14 protein-coding genes are annotated in these 18,980 nt (G+C 44.7%); 9 read left to right on the forward strand and 5 right to left on the reverse strand.

The features are described 5' to 3' along the window. Nucleotides 1–32: 32 nt before the first annotated feature. Nucleotides 33–506, reverse strand: coding sequence for a hypothetical protein (locus ACFI6L_RS00780; RefSeq protein WP_462573233.1), 474 nt, complete (start codon nt 504–506; stop codon nt 33–35). 117 nt (nt 507–623) lie between these two features. Between ACFI6L_RS00780 and ACFI6L_RS00785 the strand changes: the two genes are divergently transcribed. The 9 genes from ACFI6L_RS00785 (at nt 624) to lysC (ending at nt 14,589) form a co-directional block, all read left to right on the forward strand. Further along, a complete protein-coding gene (locus ACFI6L_RS00785) occupies nt 624–1,850 on the forward strand; it encodes a PQQ-dependent sugar dehydrogenase (RefSeq protein WP_374960421.1) in 1,227 nt (408 codons plus the stop codon). 399 nt (nt 1,851–2,249) lie between these two features. Beyond that, a complete protein-coding gene (locus tag ACFI6L_RS00790; RefSeq protein WP_014948296.1) occupies nt 2,250–5,060 on the forward strand; it encodes a bifunctional aconitate hydratase 2/2-methylisocitrate dehydratase in 2,811 nt (936 codons plus the stop codon). 208 nt (nt 5,061–5,268) lie between these two features. Next, on the forward strand, nt 5,269–6,981 hold the full coding sequence (locus ACFI6L_RS00795; RefSeq protein WP_462573234.1) for an ATP-binding protein: 1,713 nt from the start codon (nt 5,269–5,271) through the stop codon (nt 6,979–6,981). Nucleotides 6,982–7,112: 131 nt separating this feature from the next. Beyond that, entirely contained in the window at nt 7,113–8,294 is a 1,182-nt protein-coding gene (locus tag ACFI6L_RS00800) for an alpha/beta hydrolase (protein WP_462573235.1), read from the forward strand. Between the two features lie 6 nt (nt 8,295–8,300). Further along, a complete protein-coding gene (locus ACFI6L_RS00805; RefSeq protein ID WP_318486308.1) occupies nt 8,301–8,585 on the forward strand; it encodes a DNA ligase in 285 nt (94 codons plus the stop codon). A gap of 145 nt (nt 8,586–8,730) precedes the next feature. After that, entirely contained in the window at nt 8,731–9,684 is a 954-nt protein-coding gene (locus ACFI6L_RS00810) for a DNA ligase (protein ID WP_462573236.1), read from the forward strand. Nucleotides 9,685–10,044: 360 nt separating this feature from the next. Then, on the forward strand, nt 10,045–12,657 hold the full coding sequence (gene acnB, locus ACFI6L_RS00815) for a bifunctional aconitate hydratase 2/2-methylisocitrate dehydratase (RefSeq protein ID WP_462573237.1): 2,613 nt from the start codon (nt 10,045–10,047) through the stop codon (nt 12,655–12,657). A 72-nt stretch (nt 12,658–12,729) separates the two neighbouring features. Next, the gene (locus ACFI6L_RS00820; RefSeq protein WP_342313295.1) at nt 12,730–13,179 is read left to right on the forward strand and encodes a DUF192 domain-containing protein; all 450 of its coding nucleotides are present in this window, start codon (nt 12,730–12,732) and stop codon (nt 13,177–13,179) included. A gap of 60 nt (nt 13,180–13,239) precedes the next feature. Continuing rightward, nucleotides 13,240–14,589: a lysine-sensitive aspartokinase 3 gene (gene lysC, locus ACFI6L_RS00825; RefSeq protein WP_049586124.1), complete on the forward strand. Its 1,350-nt coding sequence runs from the start codon at nt 13,240–13,242 to the stop codon at nt 14,587–14,589. Nucleotides 14,590–14,653: 64 nt separating this feature from the next. On the opposite strand, the gene ACFI6L_RS00830 is transcribed toward lysC, so the two are convergent. The 4 genes from ACFI6L_RS00830 to apaG form a co-directional block, all read right to left on the reverse strand. Beyond that, nucleotides 14,654–15,235 (reverse strand): SOUL family heme-binding protein, encoded by a 582-nt coding sequence (locus tag ACFI6L_RS00830; protein ID WP_014975692.1) that lies wholly within the window; start codon nt 15,233–15,235, stop codon nt 14,654–14,656. Between the two features lie 227 nt (nt 15,236–15,462). Continuing rightward, complete coding sequence (locus ACFI6L_RS00835) at nt 15,463–17,487, reverse strand: HAMP domain-containing methyl-accepting chemotaxis protein (protein ID WP_014948305.1); 2,025 nt, start codon at nt 17,485–17,487, stop codon at nt 15,463–15,465. A gap of 282 nt (nt 17,488–17,769) precedes the next feature. Further along, entirely contained in the window at nt 17,770–18,597 is an 828-nt protein-coding gene (locus tag ACFI6L_RS00840; RefSeq protein ID WP_156085947.1) for a symmetrical bis(5'-nucleosyl)-tetraphosphatase, read from the reverse strand. 7 nt (nt 18,598–18,604) lie between these two features. Continuing rightward, entirely contained in the window at nt 18,605–18,979 is a 375-nt protein-coding gene (apaG, locus tag ACFI6L_RS00845; protein WP_014948307.1) for a Co2+/Mg2+ efflux protein ApaG, read from the reverse strand. Nucleotide 18,980: the final 1 nt, after the last annotated feature.

Below are 18,980 nucleotides of genomic sequence, written 5' to 3' on the forward strand. Positions count from 1 at the left end.
GTTGGGTTATTTAGTATTATAATTTTTAGTTATCAATTGTTTGTAGAACTATTACTTAAGTAACTATATAGCCCACCAGCACAGATGCCTGCCATGCATTGTGCGGCAAGTCCTAAGGTAGTGCGAGCGCCTGCAATTAGGGTCACATTCAATATGGGCTGCATGGCAATGAGCATTAATAAGAACGACAGGCCTCCCGCTATTGTGAAAAGAATAAATCGGGTACGGTTGGAAGAGCCACTAGCATTTTGATTAAGACGTCTAACAATGAAATGTGTCGCCAAGAATGCCAACAATAAGGTAACGGCAATAATCACGCCGTAAGTAGGCAAAAGGCCTAGTGCATCTTGCCATATCATGAAAAACCAATCGCTTGGATTCATATCGACATCAATTCGAATGAGTCCGATTAAAACGGCACACGAGTGAAACGTACTTGCTAGTAGAAAGCCGACGGCCCATGATGGTAAAAAATGGAAAATAGTGCGTCGTATTAGGTTGTTCATTTTTGTAGTCCAAGATTTGTCGCACAGTGCATTAGAACAAAACTCAACAGGCCTCAAATGGTTTGAGCGTGGCAATAGGGTATACCATAGTATGTTAAGTAAAAGAGGACAATCACAATGAAGTTATGGCGTACGATGATCGGTTTACTGGCTTTTTCTTTATTGGGAGCTGCTTTAGCTCCTGCTTTTGCCGTAACTACTGCCACTGAACTCACTCAAAAGCACGCATCTAATTCTGAGCAACATGAAGCAGGTAGCTCAAATCTAACGGCTTATGAAAATTTTGACCAGCATGTCGTGACAAAAGATATCGCTACCTCACTGGCGTTTCCCAAGGCCTTAACGACGGTTATCGATAAGGCTCAGGCAAGCACCCATATATTGATAGTAACGCGAGATGGTGAGCTGGTAATTATTGACAATAAGGGGGAAAGTGCGCGGTTTTCTTTAATGCTCGATGACTTGTACACTAAAGGGCAAGGAGGCGTACTCGATCTTCTTATACCCTCGCAATTCCCTGAAGACAGAACCGTGTTGCTGAGTTATTCCAAGGGGAGCGATAGTGCAAACCGTCTTGCCATAGTAAAAGGACAGCTTTCCCTTACTTCTGGCATTACTAACATTCAGCCAGTGTTAGCACTGGCACAAGCCAAAGACACGCCTGTGCACTACGGTGGGAAACTGCTTCAACTAGAGGGCAGTGCTTTAAACACAAAACAGGGCTTTTTGGTTACGACAGGAGATGGCTTTGATTATCGCGAGCAAGCGCAAGTTATCAGTTCACAACTAGGAAAAGTGCTAGGGTTCACAATAGACGGCAAGCCGTTGGCCAACCCTCCTTTTCCTGATAACCCCTTTATTTTTAGTATTGGACACCGCAATCCCCAAGGACTTGTAAAGGGGAGTGACGGCAACCTATTTTTGCATGAGCACGGCCCAGATGGCGGTGATGAAGTAAACCTTTTACAACAAGGCGCAAATTATGGTTGGCCAGTTGTTACACTAGGCAAAGACTATTCCGGCGCTAGAATTTCGCCTTTTTCGACCTATCCGGGTATGACTGGCCCCATTGTAGACTGGACACCTTCTATAGCGCCATCCTCCATGATCTACTATTCCCATGGGCGTTTCCCGATGCTAGCTAATACGTTACTTGTTACCAGTTTGAAAGCCAAAGCTTTGTATGCAGTTAGAGCCGTATCGAACGAATATATCTCTACAAAAATTTTTGAGGGACCTGGGGAACGGCTGCGGGATATTGCGCTTGATCATCAAGGTAACCTGCTTCTTTTGACCGATGGTGAAAATGGAAGAGTGATCGAGGTATCGCCAAGAGGAAATTAGGCACAGAAAACATTAATAAATGAAATTTTGTTTCAAAATTGATGGTAATTTGTACTGGTAGCACCATAAATAAAATGAATGTCTGTCATAAGTGCAACACTATTATTTATCTTTATTGGTCAAACCATTCAAGCTAAATATCGTCATTGATTTCAAATGGTTTGCTTCTAACTGCATGAAATTATTGGCTTAATTTTGCTTTTAATTAAAATTCGTTTTTCTAGTAAAAATGTAAGTGCTTTAACACAACGACAGTTTAGGCGGGTGAATACCTAACTGTTTACTTTCAGTCATTACGTAACCGCTAAAAATCGGTTAAAATATCCCTCATTTTTATATGCGTATAGCTAAGACCGACTTAACACTACGCCCAAGTAAAACTAAGACCGAGAGAACTATATGAGTTTGTATTCAGAATATCTGGCAGAGATCGAAACCCGTAAAACGGAACTAGGTCTTAACCCTAAGCCAATCGACAGTGCAGATCTGCTGTCTGAAATTATTGCTCAAATTAAAGATACAACAAACGAGCATCGCGAAGACTCTCTAAAATTCTTTATCTATAACACGCTTCCAGGTACTACACCTGCGGCGGGTGTTAAAGCACAATTCCTAAAAGAAATTGTACTTGGCGAAGAAAAAGTAGAAGAAATTACCCCTGAGTTTGCGCTTGAACTACTTTCACACATGAAAGGTGGTCCGTCTGTAGAAGTACTACTAGACCTAGCACTTTCTGATGACGAAGCGGTTGCTAAGCCTGCGGCAGAAGTATTGAAGACTCAAGTTTATCTATACGAAGCTGACACTGAGCGTCTTGAAAATGCATTCAAAGCTGGCAATGCTATTGCTAAAGACGTACTAGAAAGCTACGCAAAAGCTGAATTCTTTACCAAGCTTCCTGATGTTCCAGAGAAAATTGAAGTTGTGACTTACATCGCCGCTGAAGGTGATATCTCAACTGACCTTCTTTCTCCAGGTAACCAAGCGCACTCACGTGCCGACCGTGAACTTCATGGCCAGTGCATGATCTCTCCTGAAGCGCAGCAAGAAATTGTTGAACTTGGTAAGAAGCACCCGAATGCTAAAGTGATGCTTATCGCTGAAAAAGGCACAATGGGTGTAGGTTCATCTCGTATGTCTGGTGTGAACAACGTTGCACTATGGGCAGGTGAGCCAACAAGCCCTTACATTCCATTTGTAAACAAAGCGCCAATTGTTGCTGGTACTAACGGTATTGCGCCAATCTTCCTTACTACTGTTGACGTAACCGGTGGTATTGGTCTTGACCTTAAGAACTGGGTTAAGAAAACTGATGAAAACGGTGAAATCGTTCGCGATGCAAACGGTGACCCAGTACTTGAAGAAGCTTACTCAGTAGCAACTGGTACTGTACTAACTATCGATACTAAGGCGAAGAAGCTTTACAACGGTTCAGAAGAACTTGCTGACGTATCTGCATCATTTACTCCTCAAAAAATGGAGTTCATGAAAGCCGGTGGTTCTTACGCAGTTGTATTCGGTAAGCAGCTACAGTCTTTCGCAGCACGTACTCTAGGTACAAAAGCGCCAGCCGTATATGCAGCGTCGAAAGAAGTGTCTCACGAAGGCCAAGGCCTAACAGCGGTTGAAAAAATCTTTAACCGTAATGCAGTTGGCGTAAATTCAGATGCTCCGCTTCACGCTGGTTCTGACGTGCGCGTTAAAGTAAACATTGTAGGTTCTCAGGATACGACTGGCCCAATGACGTGCCAAGAGCTTGAGTCAATGGCCGCTTCAACGATTTCTCCTGTTGTAGATGGTGCTTACCAGTCTGGTTGTCACACGGCATCAGTATGGGACAAAAAAGCACAAGCTAACATCCCTAAGCTTATGTCGTTCATGAACAACTTTGGTGTAATCACTGCACGTGATCCTAAAGGCGTTTACCATGCAATGACTGACGTTATTCACAAAGTGCTTAACGACATTACAGTAGACGATCGTGCCATTATCATCGGTGGTGACTCGCACACGCGTATGTCTAAAGGTGTAGCATTCGGTGCCGACTCAGGTACGGTAGCACTAGCACTTGCAACGGGTGAAGCGGCAATGCCAATCCCTGAGTCTGTGAAAGTTACTTTTAAAGGTAGCATGAAAGAGCACATGGACTTCCGTGACGTGGTTCACGCGACTCAAGCGCAAATGCTTAAGCAATTCTCTGGCGAGAACGTGTTCCAAGGTCGTGTAATTGAAGTTCAAATCGGTACTCTATTGGCTGACCAAGCATTCACATTCACTGACTGGTCTGCAGAAATGAAGGCGAAAGCATCAATCTGTATCTCAAATGACGAGACAATGATTGCGTCGCTTGAACTTGCTAAGAGCCGTATCCAAATCATGATCGACAAGGGCATGGACAACGAAGCGAACATGCTTCAAGGCCTAATTGACCTAGCTGATAAGCGTATTGCTGAAATCAAGTCTGGTGAAGAGCCAGCGCTTGCGCCAGATGACAACGCGAAGTACTACGCAGAAGTGGTTATCGATCTAGATCAAATCGACGAGCCAATGATTGCTGACCCAGACGTAAACAACGAAGACGTATCTAAGCGTTATACCCACGACGTTATCCGTCCAGTTTCTTACTATGATGGTAAGCCAGTAGACCTAGGTTTCGTTGGTTCTTGTATGGTGCACAAAGGCGACATGCAAATCATCGCACAAATGCTGCGTAACCTAGAAAAGCTTAACGGTTCTGTTGAATTCAAAGCGCCACTAGTTGTAGCTCCACCTACATATAACATCGTTGACGAGCTAAAAGCGGAAGGCGATTGGGACGTTCTAGCGAAATATGCAGGCTTCCAGTTCGATGATGCTAAGCCTAAAGAAGCGGCGCGTACTAAGTACGACAACATTCTTTACCTAGAGCGTCCTGGATGTAACCTATGTATGGGTAACCAAGAAAAGGCTGAGCCAGGCGATACAGTTATCGCGACATCTACACGTCTTTTCCAAGGTCGTGTTGTAGCTGACTCTGCTGAGAAGAAAGGTGAATCACTACTAGGCTCTACGCCGCTAGTAGTACTTTCAACGGTTCTTGGTCGTTTCCCAACGACAGAAGAGTACAAGCAAGCAGTTGCAGGCATTGACCTAACTAAGTTTGCTCCACCTTCTGAAGACTTGGCAGTTAAGCCTAAGTTCGAAGCAGATGTAGCCGTAAAGCGCGTATAAGTACTTAACGCTTTCAAACGCATTAAAAGCCCCAACCTCGGTTGGGGCTTTTTTGTACCCGAAATAATGGGGTCAGAGTACATTAGTACGGTAATAGAGCTAGCGGTAAACAGCTAGAAAAGTACTCTGACCCCATTATTTTTATGCAGAGTTGTTGTTTGGTACTTATACTGAGTTATTAGTCATTTAATAATACTTAGAAACCCTAATGCCAAAGCAGTACTCTACAAAGCCTGAATCATTTGGCGAAGTTACATCGGCCTTGCAAAAAGCTGGCTTCAAAATTCTGCTGGTTTTTTCTTTACTCATCTTAGCGGTAATCGTCATAGCCCAACCCCAAAATGTGTATGTGGCAGTATTTTTCGGCCTGTCTTGGTGTGCAATTTCGGTAGCGGGAATTATCTTTTCTAACTACAAAGAACCTTTGGCGAAATTGTGGGCAATACTCACCATTCCCGTCGCGCCTTACCTTGTAATAAGCAATGGGCTCATGCCCGCAACCTTAGTTCCAATTGCTACTATTTTTCCCATTTTACTGCTTTCTAATGGTTGGCGAATAAGTGCAATGGTAGTACTCGCATGCTGTACTTTTCTTGTGCCGTTTTACGAAGGGGATTATGACAAGGGCCTTTGGCTAAGGCTTTGTGTGACCAACCTTGTTGTGTCCCTTCTTATCTATGCTCTAGCGAGCCAATTAGAGAAAGCCCTTGTAGAGAGTAAAAACAAAACTCTTGAGCTAAACAGGGCGCTTGCAAGCGAAAAGCAAGCGTCGGCTGCACAATCACGATTCCTCGCCACTATGTCACACGAGATTCGCACGCCATTAAACGGTATTTTGGGATTGACTGATGTAGTGCTTTCTCATGATATTTCGGAAAGTGCACGGCCTAACCTCGAGAAGATTCAGCGTTCAGGATTCTCGCTAAACCGTATTTTGAACGACATATTAGATCTCTCCAAACTGAATGCGGGAAAACTTGCGCTGGAGATCATTCCCTTTGACCTAAAAAGTACTGCCAAAGATTGCGTGGCGTTTTATGCACAATTGGCGCAGAACAAAGGTATCTCACTGAGAATAGAAGTAGATAAAACATTAAATACTTGTGTTGTAGGGGACGCAACGCGCCTTTCTCAAGTGTTAAACAACCTAGTGAGCAACGCGATAAAGTTTACGCATCAGGGCAGTGTCACTTTAGGGCTATCGAAAGGTGAAGCGTCAAAGACCCATCAATTTGTCAGATTTTCAGTTAAGGATACGGGGGACGGGATTGATGCTTCTGAACAAGAGCGCGTATTCGATGCATTTACACAAGCCAACAGCAGCATTAATCGAATGCACGGGGGAACGGGACTTGGTTTACAGATAGTAAAAAGCTTGGTTGAAGCTATGGGCGGCACGGTTTATCTGAAAAGCGCGGTAGGTCAGGGGAGTGAATTTTATTTCGAGCTACCGTTTGAAATTGCAGATAGTGTAATTGGCGCTAAAGAACAGGAAAGCACACCGTCGTTCCCAAACCTTACTGTTTTGGTTGCAGAAGATAACGACATTAACCAGGTCGTAGCAAAATCATTGTTAGAAGACACAGGATTGAAAGTTGCGCTTGCTAATAACGGTAACGAAGCAGTAGAGATTGCACTAAAGCAGCATTTCGACCTTATATTGATGGACTTACACATGCCTGAAATGAACGGCTCTGAAGCCGCTTTAGCGTTGCGAAAAGCTAACATCACTATTCCTATTATCGCGTTCACTGCTGCGGTGGTTGCCGAAGAAATAGATAAAGCGTTAGCATCCGGGATGAATGGATATCTCACAAAACCAGTCAATAAAACGGAACTACACGTTGTGCTAACTAAATACTTGGGCGGAGAAATGTCTACAGAAAGTTCCTGTATTGCTAAAGGGGAATATACAGAGTAATGTGGCTATGAAATTGTCATTAATCCGAATAAACCCCTGTTATACAATAGATAATAATAAAAGTTCGCTTGGCCCAATCAAGTAAATAGTATTACTGCGAAAAGCAAAGCGTCTTATAAAAGGATTTAAGTTTGAAGTCACAAATACATATTATAATTGCCCTGCTATTTCTTGCTTTCACGAGCCTTCCGGCTAACAGCGAAACAGGCAGCGACAGCCAGCGTTACGAATTGAAAGTAGAGAAACTCCAGTCTAAAGTGCTAAACGAGCAACGAGAAGTGGTTGTTCAGCTTCCAAAAGGCTACGCCGAAAACCCCGACAAGAAATACCCCGTTATTTATCGTCTAGATGGTGCGGGAAATCTTACTATGATGAATGCAGTGCTAGAATCGCTGCAATCTCAGAATGCTGCTCCGGAAGTCATCATAGTCGCCATTGAAAATACCGACCGACTTCGCGATTTATATCCCACGGCAAATGAAGATCCAAACGGGCCTGTAGGCTATGGCGGTGGCGGTGCAAACTTTCTTTCCTTTATAACCACTGAGCTTATGCCGATGGTAGAGAAGAAATATCGCGTGCATGACTTTCGAGTGATAGAGGGTGCATCAGCCGGAGGCGTATTCGCGTTGTACGCACTTACCCAGAAGCCTGAGCTTTTTAACGCCGCGCTGACTTACAGTGCTGCGGTGTGGTGGAACTATGGCGCATCTGCAAAAAGTACGGTTGCATTCTTAAAATCTGCCAATCAATTAGACCACTTCATTTACACGTCTATCGGCAATGAAGGCGCGCCCATGCGCCCGTATTATAACGATATGATTTCTGGAATGCGGGCAAATCAACCTGCCGGATTAAGATGGGAGAACGAAGCCTACGAGGGAGTTACCCACAATTTGGTCTCAGCTGCGTCAACTTTCAGCGCTTACCATCATTTGTTCTTATCAGCTTATTTAAGGCCACAGCAGTTCAGTGGAGATATTAAAAGTATTAAAGACTATTACGCCCGTGTTTCAAAGCAGCGAGGCGAGAAACTCGACGCGCCGGAATGGGTTATTCGCGAGTTAGGTTATCACTATGTGGGTGAACAAAATTACGACAAAGCCATCGCCTTGTTTAAATACGGTATTGCTGAGTATCCTAAAACGCCAGACGCTTATAATGGCTTAGCTTATGGTTATGAGCAGATGGGCGAGTACAAAAAAGCGCTGGAAAGCGTGAACCAAGCTTTAGCACTTTCCACGTCTGAGCACGATGGCCATCAGGTTTATGTTAATAGACAAAAACGCTTGCAGTCTTTATTGAAGGATTAAGTTATCTTGAACCATAAAAGCACATTTAAACACGTAAATTGGATCGCCACTGCGGTTTTTATGGTTGGAATGGCCTTGGGAACGAGCGGGTGCAGTACCGTCACGACAGGCCAAACCGATCGCTGTATTGAGCAAGCTAACAACGCAGATGTTCATGGGGTGTACACCGCCGACGAGCAGCTAAATGCTTGCCTGGAGACTTACAAACTGCGACGTGATAAAGAAAGAACGGCAGGTGAAGCGTTTGCTGAAGACGTGCTGATCTCAGTTATTGATATTATTACCGACTAGAGCAGCTTCGATTAAGTGAAAAAACCTTCCTACGTACAGTTATAAAAGCAAAGAAGGCAGAGTAATTTACTCTGCCTTCTTTGTTTTTGCTTCTCTATTAAAAGCATTAAAGCAAGCAAAGGTTAACACGTTATAGGAAGAGCCGATGCGAAATTTTTTGACTGCTGTATATGTACTTTCAATCACCGCCATAGCTAACGTTAATGCTAATCACATGCTCGATACTGTCGAAGGGCTGCAGCTTGCTAAGCAATACGATCAAAGTCGCACTGATATCAACGTAGCTGACTATTGGGTTAGTGAGAAGCTAGACGGTATTCGCGCAAGATGGAACGGTACTGAATTACTTACCCGCAATGGGAACAAGATATTCGCGCCAACATGGTTCACCGCTAACTGGCCAGAAACCACTATTGACGGCGAACTTTGGATAGGAAGAGGGGAGTTTGAACGTACAGCTTCTATTGTGCTTTCAACGCTGACAAACATCGAGCCGCATTCTGTCGCTAACGCTTCATCTAGCAAAGTGTCTTCAGCAGACACTATTGCCGCAGCCAATTCTCTATCTGCAAAACGCTGGGCCAAAGTTAGATTTATGGCCTTTGACATGCCTATGATGGGTGAGCCCTTTGGTCGGCGACTCAACAGGCTTAACAGCCTAAGTAAATCTACACCTAATCCAACGTTTGCAGTTATCCCTCAATTTAAGCTTACGTCTATTGCTTCACTTGATGAAAAGCTGAAGCAAGTAACCCAGGAAGGCGGAGAAGGGTTAATGCTTCATCATGAACAAGCGCTGTACACATCCGGGCGAAGTGACAAGTTACTCAAAGTAAAACGCTTTGAAGATGCAGAAGGGAAAGTACTGGCATTGCTTCCGGGAAAAGGACGATTTAAGGGAATGATGGGCTCGCTTCTTGTAGAAACGCGAGAAGGCATTCAATTTAAATTAGGAACGGGCTTTTCAGAAAATGAGCGCCAATCTCCGCCTGCTATCGGCAGCTGGGTAACCTTTAAGTACTACGGTTTAACCAAAAATGGAAAGCCAAAGTTTGCAAGCTATCTTCGCACTAGACCTCAGACAGACTTGCCCAATTAACAATTATTTACTGCCAGTATAGTCACAATGAACTGCCTCTCACTTACTGTTGTTAATCGTTTACGGTTTGCTTCAATTGAAGAAGCATTGTGTACAGCTAACCCCTTGTCTTTAAGTCATAAAGCCCTATAACTTTACTACATGTTAATTGCTAAAATAACTTTGCTTATTTCTTTTTAATCGCTTTTGTCGTTTAAAAGTAATGGTATGAATAGCGATTATAAGTGAATTAAAAGGGCGCTAAATTTAAAAAATGAGCCCGTGAAGTTATACTGTTGATGATTTATTAAACACACCTTGCGTCAAGTGCGTACAAGACCGTTTACTCCCATTGCGCAAGCTAACTTAGAGGAAGAGACTGTGTTACAAGACTATCGCAATCACGTTGAAGAACGTGCCGCTCAAAATATTCCACCTAAACCGCTTAACGCTGAACAGGTAGCTGGCCTGGTTGATTTATTAAAGAACCCGCCAGCAGGCGAAGGGGACTTTCTTTTAGAACTGCTGTCAGAACGTGTACCGCCTGGGGTTGATGAGGCAGCTTACGTTAAAGCTGGGTTTTTAAGTGCAATCGCAAAAGGTGAAGACAGTTGTGAGCTTATCTCTAAAGAGAAAGCCGTTGAACTGCTAGGAAATATGCACGGTGGCTACAACATTGCCACTTTAGTGGAGCTACTTGATGATAAAACGCTTGCGCCGTTGGCAGCGAAAGAGCTGAAACATACCCTTTTAATGTTTGACGCTTATCACGATGTGGAAGAAAAGCACAAAGCGGGTAATGAGTACGCCACTGACATCATTAAATCTTGGGCGGAAGGTGAGTGGTTCACGTCGCGTAAGTTAATGGACGATAAAATCACTTATACCGTATTTAAGGTGACCGGTGAAACCAATACTGATGATTTGTCGCCAGCCCCAGACGCATGGTCTCGCCCAGATATTCCTCTGCACGCCCTGGCAGCTTACAAGATGCCCCGCGAAGGTTTAGAGCCAGAAGAACCTGGTGTTAAAGGCCCAATGGCGCAAATAGAAGAAGTCAAAAGTAAGGGGTATCCCGTAGCGTTTGTCGGTGATGTAGTTGGAACCGGCTCGTCACGCAAGTCGGCAACTAACTCTGTATTGTGGTTCTTTGGTGAAGACTTACCGGGTGTGCCTAATAAACGAGGCGGTGGTGTGTGCATTGGTTCAAAAGTCGCGCCTATCTTCTTTAACACCATGGAAGATGCCGGTGCATTGGTGTTTGAAGCCGATGTGGAAAAAATGGACATGGGTGATGTGATAGACATCTATCCGTTTGAAGGCAAAATCACCAACCATGAAACCGGTGAACTTCTTGCAGAATACAGCTATAAGTCGAAGGTGATTCTGGATGAAGTGCGCGCAGGTGGACGTATCAACCTGATTATTGGCCGTGGCCTTACCGAGAAGGCGCGTGAGACACTAGGTTTAGGCCCAACGGATTTATTCCGTACGCCTGAACAGCCAAAAGACAGCGGCGCGGGTTTCTCGCTAGCGCAGAAAATGGTGGGTAAGGCGTGCGGTGTCGACGGTATTCGCCCAGGCACCTACTGCGAACCTAAAATGACAACCGTGGGCTCGCAAGATACCACAGGGCCAATGACCCGCGATGAGCTTAAAGACCTAGCCTGTCTTGGCTTTACTGCCGATTTAACCATGCAGTCATTCTGTCACACCGCCGCTTACCCAAAGCCGGTGGATATAGAAACGCAGCACACGCTGCCTGATTTTATAATGAACCGCGGTGGCGTATCGCTTCGTCCTGGTGACGGCATTATACACAGCTGGTTAAACCGCATGCTGCTGCCTGACACAGTAGGCACGGGTGGTGACTCGCATACTCGTTTCCCATTGGGTATTTCATTTCCTGCGGGTTCTGGCCTAGTCGCGTTCGCTGCGGCTACTGGCGTTATGCCGCTAGATATGCCCGAGTCGGTGTTGGTGCGATTTAAGGGAGAAATGCAGCCGGGCATTACGCTACGCGACCTAGTACACGCCATTCCGCTATACGCCATCAAACAAGGGCTGTTAACGGTAGAGAAAAAAGGCAAGATCAACGCCTTCTCTGGCCGTATTTTAGAAATCGAAGGACTAGAGAACTTAACCGTAGAACAGGCGTTCGAGCTTTCTGACGCATCGGCGGAGCGTTCAGCAGCCGGTTGTACTATCAACTTATCTGAAGCGTCGATTGCTGAATACCTGCGTTCAAACATTACCATGCTACGCTGGATGATTAACGAAGGTTATGGCGACCCACGTACCTTAGAGCGTCGCGCGCAGAAAATGGAAGAATGGTTAGCTAACCCAGAGTTGATGCGCGCCGATGCAGATGCTGAGTACGCTGAGATAATCGAAATCGATCTTAACGAAATTAAAGAGCCAATTGTGTGCTGCCCTAACGATCCTGACGATGCGAAAACCTTATCTGACGTTGCAGGTGATAAGGTAGACGAGGTCTTCATTGGTTCATGTATGACAAACATTGGCCATTTCCGTGCAGCCGGTAAGCTACTTGAGCAGTACAACAAAACACTGCCAACCCGTTTATGGATGTCACCACCGACTAAGATGGACAAAGCCCAATTAATGGAAGAGGGCTATTACAACATTTATGGTCGCGTAGGCGTACGTACAGAAATGCCCGGTTGCTCACTATGTATGGGTAACCAAGCACGGGTGGATGCGGGAGCAACCGTACTTTCAACGTCTACTCGTAACTTCCCTAACCGCCTGGGCGATGGGGCGAATGTATATTTGACCTCAGCAGAGCTTGCTGCAGTGGGGGCCATTGTTGGGCGCATTCCAACTGCTGAAGAGTACATGGAATACGCTAGCAAAATTAACGCAATGTCGGGTGAAGTATTCCGCTACTTAAACTTCGACAAAATGCCTAGCTTTAAAAAGGCTGAGGAAGAAGCAAAAGCGCGCATTATTCCAACATTGAATGTTGCTTAAAATAGTGTATAAACTACAAAGCCGGTGACCGTTAAGGTGACCGGCTTTTTTTATGGCGAAAAGGAATGTCTAATGGGAAAATCTTTCTTTATTGTTGCTGCACTTGTATTAACCTTAGGGTGTGCAAAAGCGCAGGTTGACCCTGTATCGTCGCTGAATTTAGTGGACTTTGAATCCATTACACTTGAGATTGGCGGCAAGCACTATGAAGTTGAGTATGCCAAAACCTTTGAACAACGCGCGCAGGGTCTTATGTTTCGTAAAGCCTTGTGTGAAGACTGCGGTATGTTTTTTAAGTTTTCTAGCTTAAAGTTTGCGGGCATGTGGATGAAAAATACCTTTGTTCCTCTAGACGTAGCATTTATCGACAGAAAAGGCGTAATAACGGATATAAAACCTCTCACTCCGCATAGTTTGGAGTCGGTCGGATCATCGAAAGAGGTACTTTACGCGTTGGAAATGAACCAAGGGTGGTTTGCCGAGAATAATATAAAAGTAGGCGACCAAATAACGATTGATTAACCGCGCAAAAGGCGCGGTTGCTGCTAGCGAAATGCTAGTTTTATTCTGGAGTTAAATATAGTGACAAATGCCTTATCGATAGCTAAGTTCGGTGGAACTAGCGTTGCGAATTACGAAGTAATGCAAAACTGCGCCCGAATTGTTGCCGGTAATGACAAAACGCGCATTGTGGTAGTGAGCGCTGCGGCAGGTGTAACCAATCACCTGGTAAGCTTAGCGCACACACCTATGACGCAACAGCAAATTGAAGAGACCTGTCAGGCCATTATCAATATTGAGCTTGCCATTCTTAACAAGTTGAAAGATAAAGACGCGGTTGAGCCAAAACTCAACGACTTGTTAGATGAAATGCGAAGCTTAGCGTTTCATGAAGAAATCCTTCACCGCGATGATTTAAAAGATCAGCTGCTTTCAATGGGGGAGCGGATGTCATCGCTGATGTTCTCTTCAGTGCTTGCAGAGCAGGGCGTAAAAACCATGAACTTTGACGTACGTAAGGTGTTACGTACGGACAGTGAGTTTGGAGAAGGTGTGCCGCAAATCGAAGAAATCGAAAAGCTGTCTAAACAATTGCTGGCACCTGAAATTAAAGACGCGATAGTGGTTACTCAAGGCTTTGTTGGTGCTGACGAGGAAGGCCGTACTACAACGCTGGGTCGTGGTGGTTCTGATTTTACGGCGGCGCTACTTGCTGAAGCGCTTGATGCCGAATCGTGTGAGATTTGGACTGACGTAACAGGGGTGTACACAACTGACCCGCGCATCACGCCAGCTGCTCATCCGTTACCTGAACTCAGCTTCGAAGAAGCGGCGGAAATGGCCACCTTTGGTGCCAAGGTACTACATCCTGCCACTATGGAGCCTGCACTTCGCAAAGACATAAAGGTGTTTGTAGGTTCAAGCAAAGAGCCAGAAAAGGGCGGTACATGGATTGTGCGTGATTGTGAGCACGAACCACCGTACCGTGCTATTACTCGCCGTAAAGAGCAAGTAATGGTGACAGTGAAAACACCGAAGATGATGTACGCGCAAGGTTTCCTACAGCAGGTATTTGCCATCATCGCCAAGCACAAGCTAAGTGTTGATTTGGTTACCACGTCAGAAATCTCGGTATCTTTTACCCTTGATAACCCTGCAAACTCTGTGGCTCAGCGACTAAACAAAGAAACCATTGCTGAACTTGAAACTATCTGTGATGTGAAAGTAGAAAAAGGTTACGACCTTGTCACGGTTGTAGGTAACAACATGCAAACCGCTGTTGGTGTTTCTAGCAAGATTTTAGCTGCGGTTTCAGATTTCAACCTGCGTATGATTTGCTTTGGCGCCAACCCGCACAACCTATCGTTCTTGGTTAACGAGACCGACAGTGACGACGTGGTTCGCAAGCTTCACACGGCGTTATTTGAATAAGCACCTACTGTGCTGAATGACCCCAAAAAACGGTCGCCTTAAAAGCGGCCGTTTTTATTTCACATCAGTTTGTAGATGATTTCAAAATGTCGACCGGTACAATGATTTCGTGACGTTTATTCCACGGTAGGGTGAAAGGCGAGTCGTAGCCCATATAGCTAGGTTCACCATCAAGCTCAATATTATTGTCCCTAAGGGCTTTAAGCAGTTTATTCGTATACTGCTTCTTATCGCTGTCCTTGTTGAAACCTGAATAACGAATAGCGGCTACCGTTCTCGCTGGTACAGTAACCAGCGATACATCTTTGTGCGTAGGCACAGGAGCGCTTTTAATGTCATATTTGCTGGGCAAGAAAAACATCATTGTTTCTGAAGATGAGACTTCGACAGGAGAGGTCATTGCAATTTCTTGAGAGCGCTTTCCAACTTCTACGGGGGACGTCATTGACACATTGCTACTGGATGTATTCTCACCAGAGATATAATTAAAGAGTAGTTGAAATGCTCCGTTATCTTCATTCCCACTAGACATTACGCCTAACGCTTCATTGTAATGCCTCACTTCAATATCTTCATCAAGGGTCTCGATAATGGAATAGGGAAGGGTTTCTGTATCTTTGTAATATGATGGCTCAGCCTGGATCATTGTTGACGCCAATAAAGTAGTAATGAAAAGAGGCAAGCGAAAACGGGAAAATATCATTCTTTTTTAGTGGTTTGTTACGAATAGTCCTTATACGAATTAAAGCCGATTAATGCTCAGTTAAACTGTTCTAAAGTAACTATCTATGCATTCCTAAAGTGTGCCAGATTAATTGTCGGACACGAAAAAGGGGCTAAAAGCCCCTTCTTAAAACAGGTTTGTAAAAAGCGTTACACTTTAAACTGTCTGATAGACTGTTGTAACTCTTCAGCAAGTCGAGCCACTTCATGGCTAGACTCAGACGTTTGCTGTGCTCCAGCTGTCGTCTCTTCAGCGATACCGACAATAGTTTCAAGCTTTTCGCTGATCTCTTGTGATACCGTATTCTGTTCACGGGCAGACTGCTCAATTTGAGAGCTCACGTCATGGGCTTTGTGAACGGCGTCAGAGATGATATCCAATGCCTGTGTAGCCTTTTCAGTTTGTGCCACACACGCCGCAGTTTGCTCTTTACCTTGATTCATCACCGATACCGCTTTTTCAGCACCCGCTTGAAGCACTTCAATCATTGCGTTGATTTCTTGTGTCGATTCTTGAGTTCGGCTGGCGAGGGTTCTTACTTCATCAGCAACAACCGCAAAGCCTCGACCTTGTTCACCAGCACGCGCTGCCTCAATAGCAGCATTCAAGGCGAGCAGGTTGGTTTGATCTGCAACACCACGGATAACGTCTAAGATGCCACCAATGCTTGCGCTGTCTTGATGAAGCTTATTGATAACGTCTGCCGCTTCTTGAACGTCACGAGATAAGATCTCAATGGTGTTCTTATTCTCTAGTGAGATTTGGCGCACGTTCTCAGCCTCAGCATCCGCATGGCGAATTTGACTTAGTGTATCTTCAGCGTTTTGCACAACCAGTTGAGACGTAGAGTGCATTTCTGTGGTTGCTGTTGCTACTTGGCCAATTTGTGATTTCTGATCCTGAATTGAATGCGTCGTTTGCGCCGTCACTGCAGACGTTTGTTCTGAGGCGGCTGCCAGCTGTTCAGCACGAACGTTAATGGCTGTAATGAGCTCCTTCAGGTTTCCAATTAGCGTATTGCAGTTTCGGGCTAAAAGACCAAATTCGTCTTGCGCCGAATCGTCTAGACGGTGAGTAAGGTCACCCGATGAAGCCACCGTCAGAAGTTCATTTACACGATAAAGCGGACGTGTGATTGCGCGAACGGTCACGTAGCCAATAAATGCTGCTACTGCAATCGAGATAATAACAACCACAATAACGAACGTGTTGCCCGTCGCAATGGCGCCGTTAACCTGACTTTCTACATGTGACGCTTTCTTGTCTGCAAGATTGAGCAGGTTTTCTAGAGCGACAACCGCTTGCGCGATATTTGAGTCTGAAGCGTTAAGCGCTTTTTCAGCATCATTTCTGCGCTCTAGACGATCAACATGAAGCTGAACCACGCCATCGTTAGCTTTAATCGCATTGATTGCGTTGTTAACCAAGTCGTTAATATCATCAAGAGTACCAGAATCATCGCGGCCGCCCGCAGTTTGCATCATGTCGCTTAATTGCGTGACCACTTTCTCGACAACCAAATCAACTTCGTTGCCTAGCGTTTGTGAACGAACCAGTGTCTCTGTTTTAATGTACTCGTATGAAACCGTTAGCAAAGAAAGCAGCGACGTCTCAAGTTGACTGCCGATTTCTGCCGCACGTCGTAGGTTAGGGTCGCGCTGAACAGCATCTAAGTCTGAGAAGTCTAGAAGGTAGGTAGATGCATCGTCTGCGTTGTCTTCAGCGTCACCCAGTCTGTCTTGAATTGTGTTGCGTATATCAAGATACATTTGGTGATTTTTGTACATCGCTTCAACATTGGTGATATATGCTTCATATGACTCACGTACAGTATTCAGCGTGCTCTTTAGTTCAGGCTCGTTATTAACGGCCTGCGCCAGTTTCTTATATTCACTCTCAAAGGTGTCTTTGGCAGAGTTAAAAGACGCTCGTTTGTCTTTTAAGCCATTTAGATCTTCTTCGATGTAGCTCTCGAAGGTAAGTCGGCCCATATTGAGAAAGCTGGCTTTAAGTGCATTGCTGCCTGCTACTGTGGGTAATGCAACGTCATTTACTTCTTCCGTTGCTGAGCCTATTGAGTTGAGGTTATAAAGTGAAACAACACTAATGACGATCAGAAGTGCGCTAATCGCTACAAATCCCCCGATTACGCGTGTGGCTACCGTTATTTTCATCGGAACTCCTGGATGAGTGTTTTTTATTTTTATCCCTAACGATATTACCCGTCTCAGCAAACAAAATATAGCGATTAAAGAAGCTAGTTTGCTTAATTACTGAGTAGATAATGAGACATTATCGTTACTATCGTAAGTAAGTGTATCGGCTACAATAACTTAATGTTTATTTTATTTAGCACTTAAGTGTAGAAAGTTTAACTGGTAATACCAGTTGGTGCTTAAAATTATACACGTAAATATGTGAGAATTGGATAATTGCGGAGCCAGTAAACTCTGGTTTTAGGCAGAAACACTCACAAGCGAAGCGGAGTTCAGGTTTAGCAAAGTCATGCTTTGCCCCCAAACATAGCCTGTATCTAAGCCGATAAATTGATGACTGTTCGTTTGGCCCGACAGAGCTGCCCAATGCCCAAATACCACTCGTTGATCGTCACCGAGCTTTTTATTCTCTACTTCAAACCATGGTTTTAACGTGCTACTAGTGCTGTGGGATACTGCGCTGGGATGAGATTTGTTATCAAAATCGAGTGTGCCATCGGTATGAACAAAACGCATGCGCGTACACGCATTCACAATAAAACGCAGTCGCTCATCACCCTTAAGTTTATCTGACCAGTTGTTGGGTTTATTACCATACATTTCTGAAAGAAAAGCAGCGTAATTGTCGGATTTTAGGATGTTGCTAACTTCGTCACTAAGTGAAACGCACTCATCGATAGACCATTTAGGATAGAGTCCAGCATGCACCATTACTGATTGCTCATCTAACTTCATTGCCAACGGGAACTGACGCAACCAGTCAATAAGTTCGGCCAAGTCTGAAGCATTAAGTAGAGGCTCTAATTTGTCGGATTTTTTTGCTTTGCGGATGCCGTTTACAACGGCAAGTAAGTGAAGGTCGTGGTTTCCTAAAACACTGCTAAACTGGCTGCCGAGAGACTTTAAAAAGCGCAATGTGCTCAAAGAATCTTCTCCTCGAGCAACTAAATCACCTACTGCGAGTAGCGTATCGTTTTCTTCGTCGAATTTTACTTTATCTAACGCGCGACGAAGACCATCGTAACAGCCTTGTATATCACCAATGACGTACGTGTTACCTTGCGACATAGAAACCTTAATGAAGAATACTTGGAATGGCTAATCGGAAAACGTCGATAGGAACGCGAAAACGCTCGCCGCTCTCTAATTCCATTACATAGTAGCCTTCCATATTCCCAACCGGTGTGTCAATGACAGCGCCACTGGTATAGTCAAAATGCTCGCCCGCTTTCATGATAGGTTGCTTGCCTACAACCCCATCACCTTCAACTTCTGATGTCTTGCCATTTGCATCGGTAATTTTCCAGTAGCGACTGAGTAATTGCACCGTATGGTCGCTATTGTTCTCAATCGTAATGTGGTACGCGAAGGCAAATTGCTTTGAATCTGACGGAAGGTGGTCGGGAAGGTGACGGGTTTTCACCCGCACCTTAATATCAAGTACATCCATA

This window comes from Alteromonas sp. G4i35, assembly GCF_054960375.1.

Bases quoted from the DNA above. Each gene is read 5' to 3' on its own strand.
- ACFI6L_RS00780 (WP_462573233.1), bottom strand. From the start codon at position 506: ATGAACAACCTAATACGACGCACTATTTTCCATTTTTTACCATCATGG.
- ACFI6L_RS00785 (WP_374960421.1), top strand. From the start codon at position 624: ATGAAGTTATGGCGTACGATGATCGGTTTACTGGCTTTTTCTTTATTG.
- ACFI6L_RS00790 (WP_014948296.1), top strand. From the start codon at position 2,250: ATGAGTTTGTATTCAGAATATCTGGCAGAGATCGAAACCCGTAAAACG.
- ACFI6L_RS00795 (WP_462573234.1), top strand. From the start codon at position 5,269: ATGCCAAAGCAGTACTCTACAAAGCCTGAATCATTTGGCGAAGTTACA.
- ACFI6L_RS00810 (WP_462573236.1), top strand. From the start codon at position 8,731: ATGCGAAATTTTTTGACTGCTGTATATGTACTTTCAATCACCGCCATA.
- ACFI6L_RS00820 (WP_342313295.1), top strand. From the start codon at position 12,730: ATGGGAAAATCTTTCTTTATTGTTGCTGCACTTGTATTAACCTTAGGG.
- ACFI6L_RS00830 (WP_014975692.1), bottom strand. From the start codon at position 15,235: ATGATCCAGGCTGAGCCATCATATTACAAAGATACAGAAACCCTTCCC.
- ACFI6L_RS00835 (WP_014948305.1), bottom strand. From the start codon at position 17,487: ATGAAAATAACGGTAGCCACACGCGTAATCGGGGGATTTGTAGCGATT.
- ACFI6L_RS00840 (WP_156085947.1), bottom strand. From the start codon at position 18,597: ATGTCGCAAGGTAACACGTACGTCATTGGTGATATACAAGGCTGTTAC.
- apaG (WP_014948307.1), bottom strand. From the start codon at position 18,979: ATGGATGTACTTGATATTAAGGTGCGGGTGAAAACCCGTCACCTTCCC.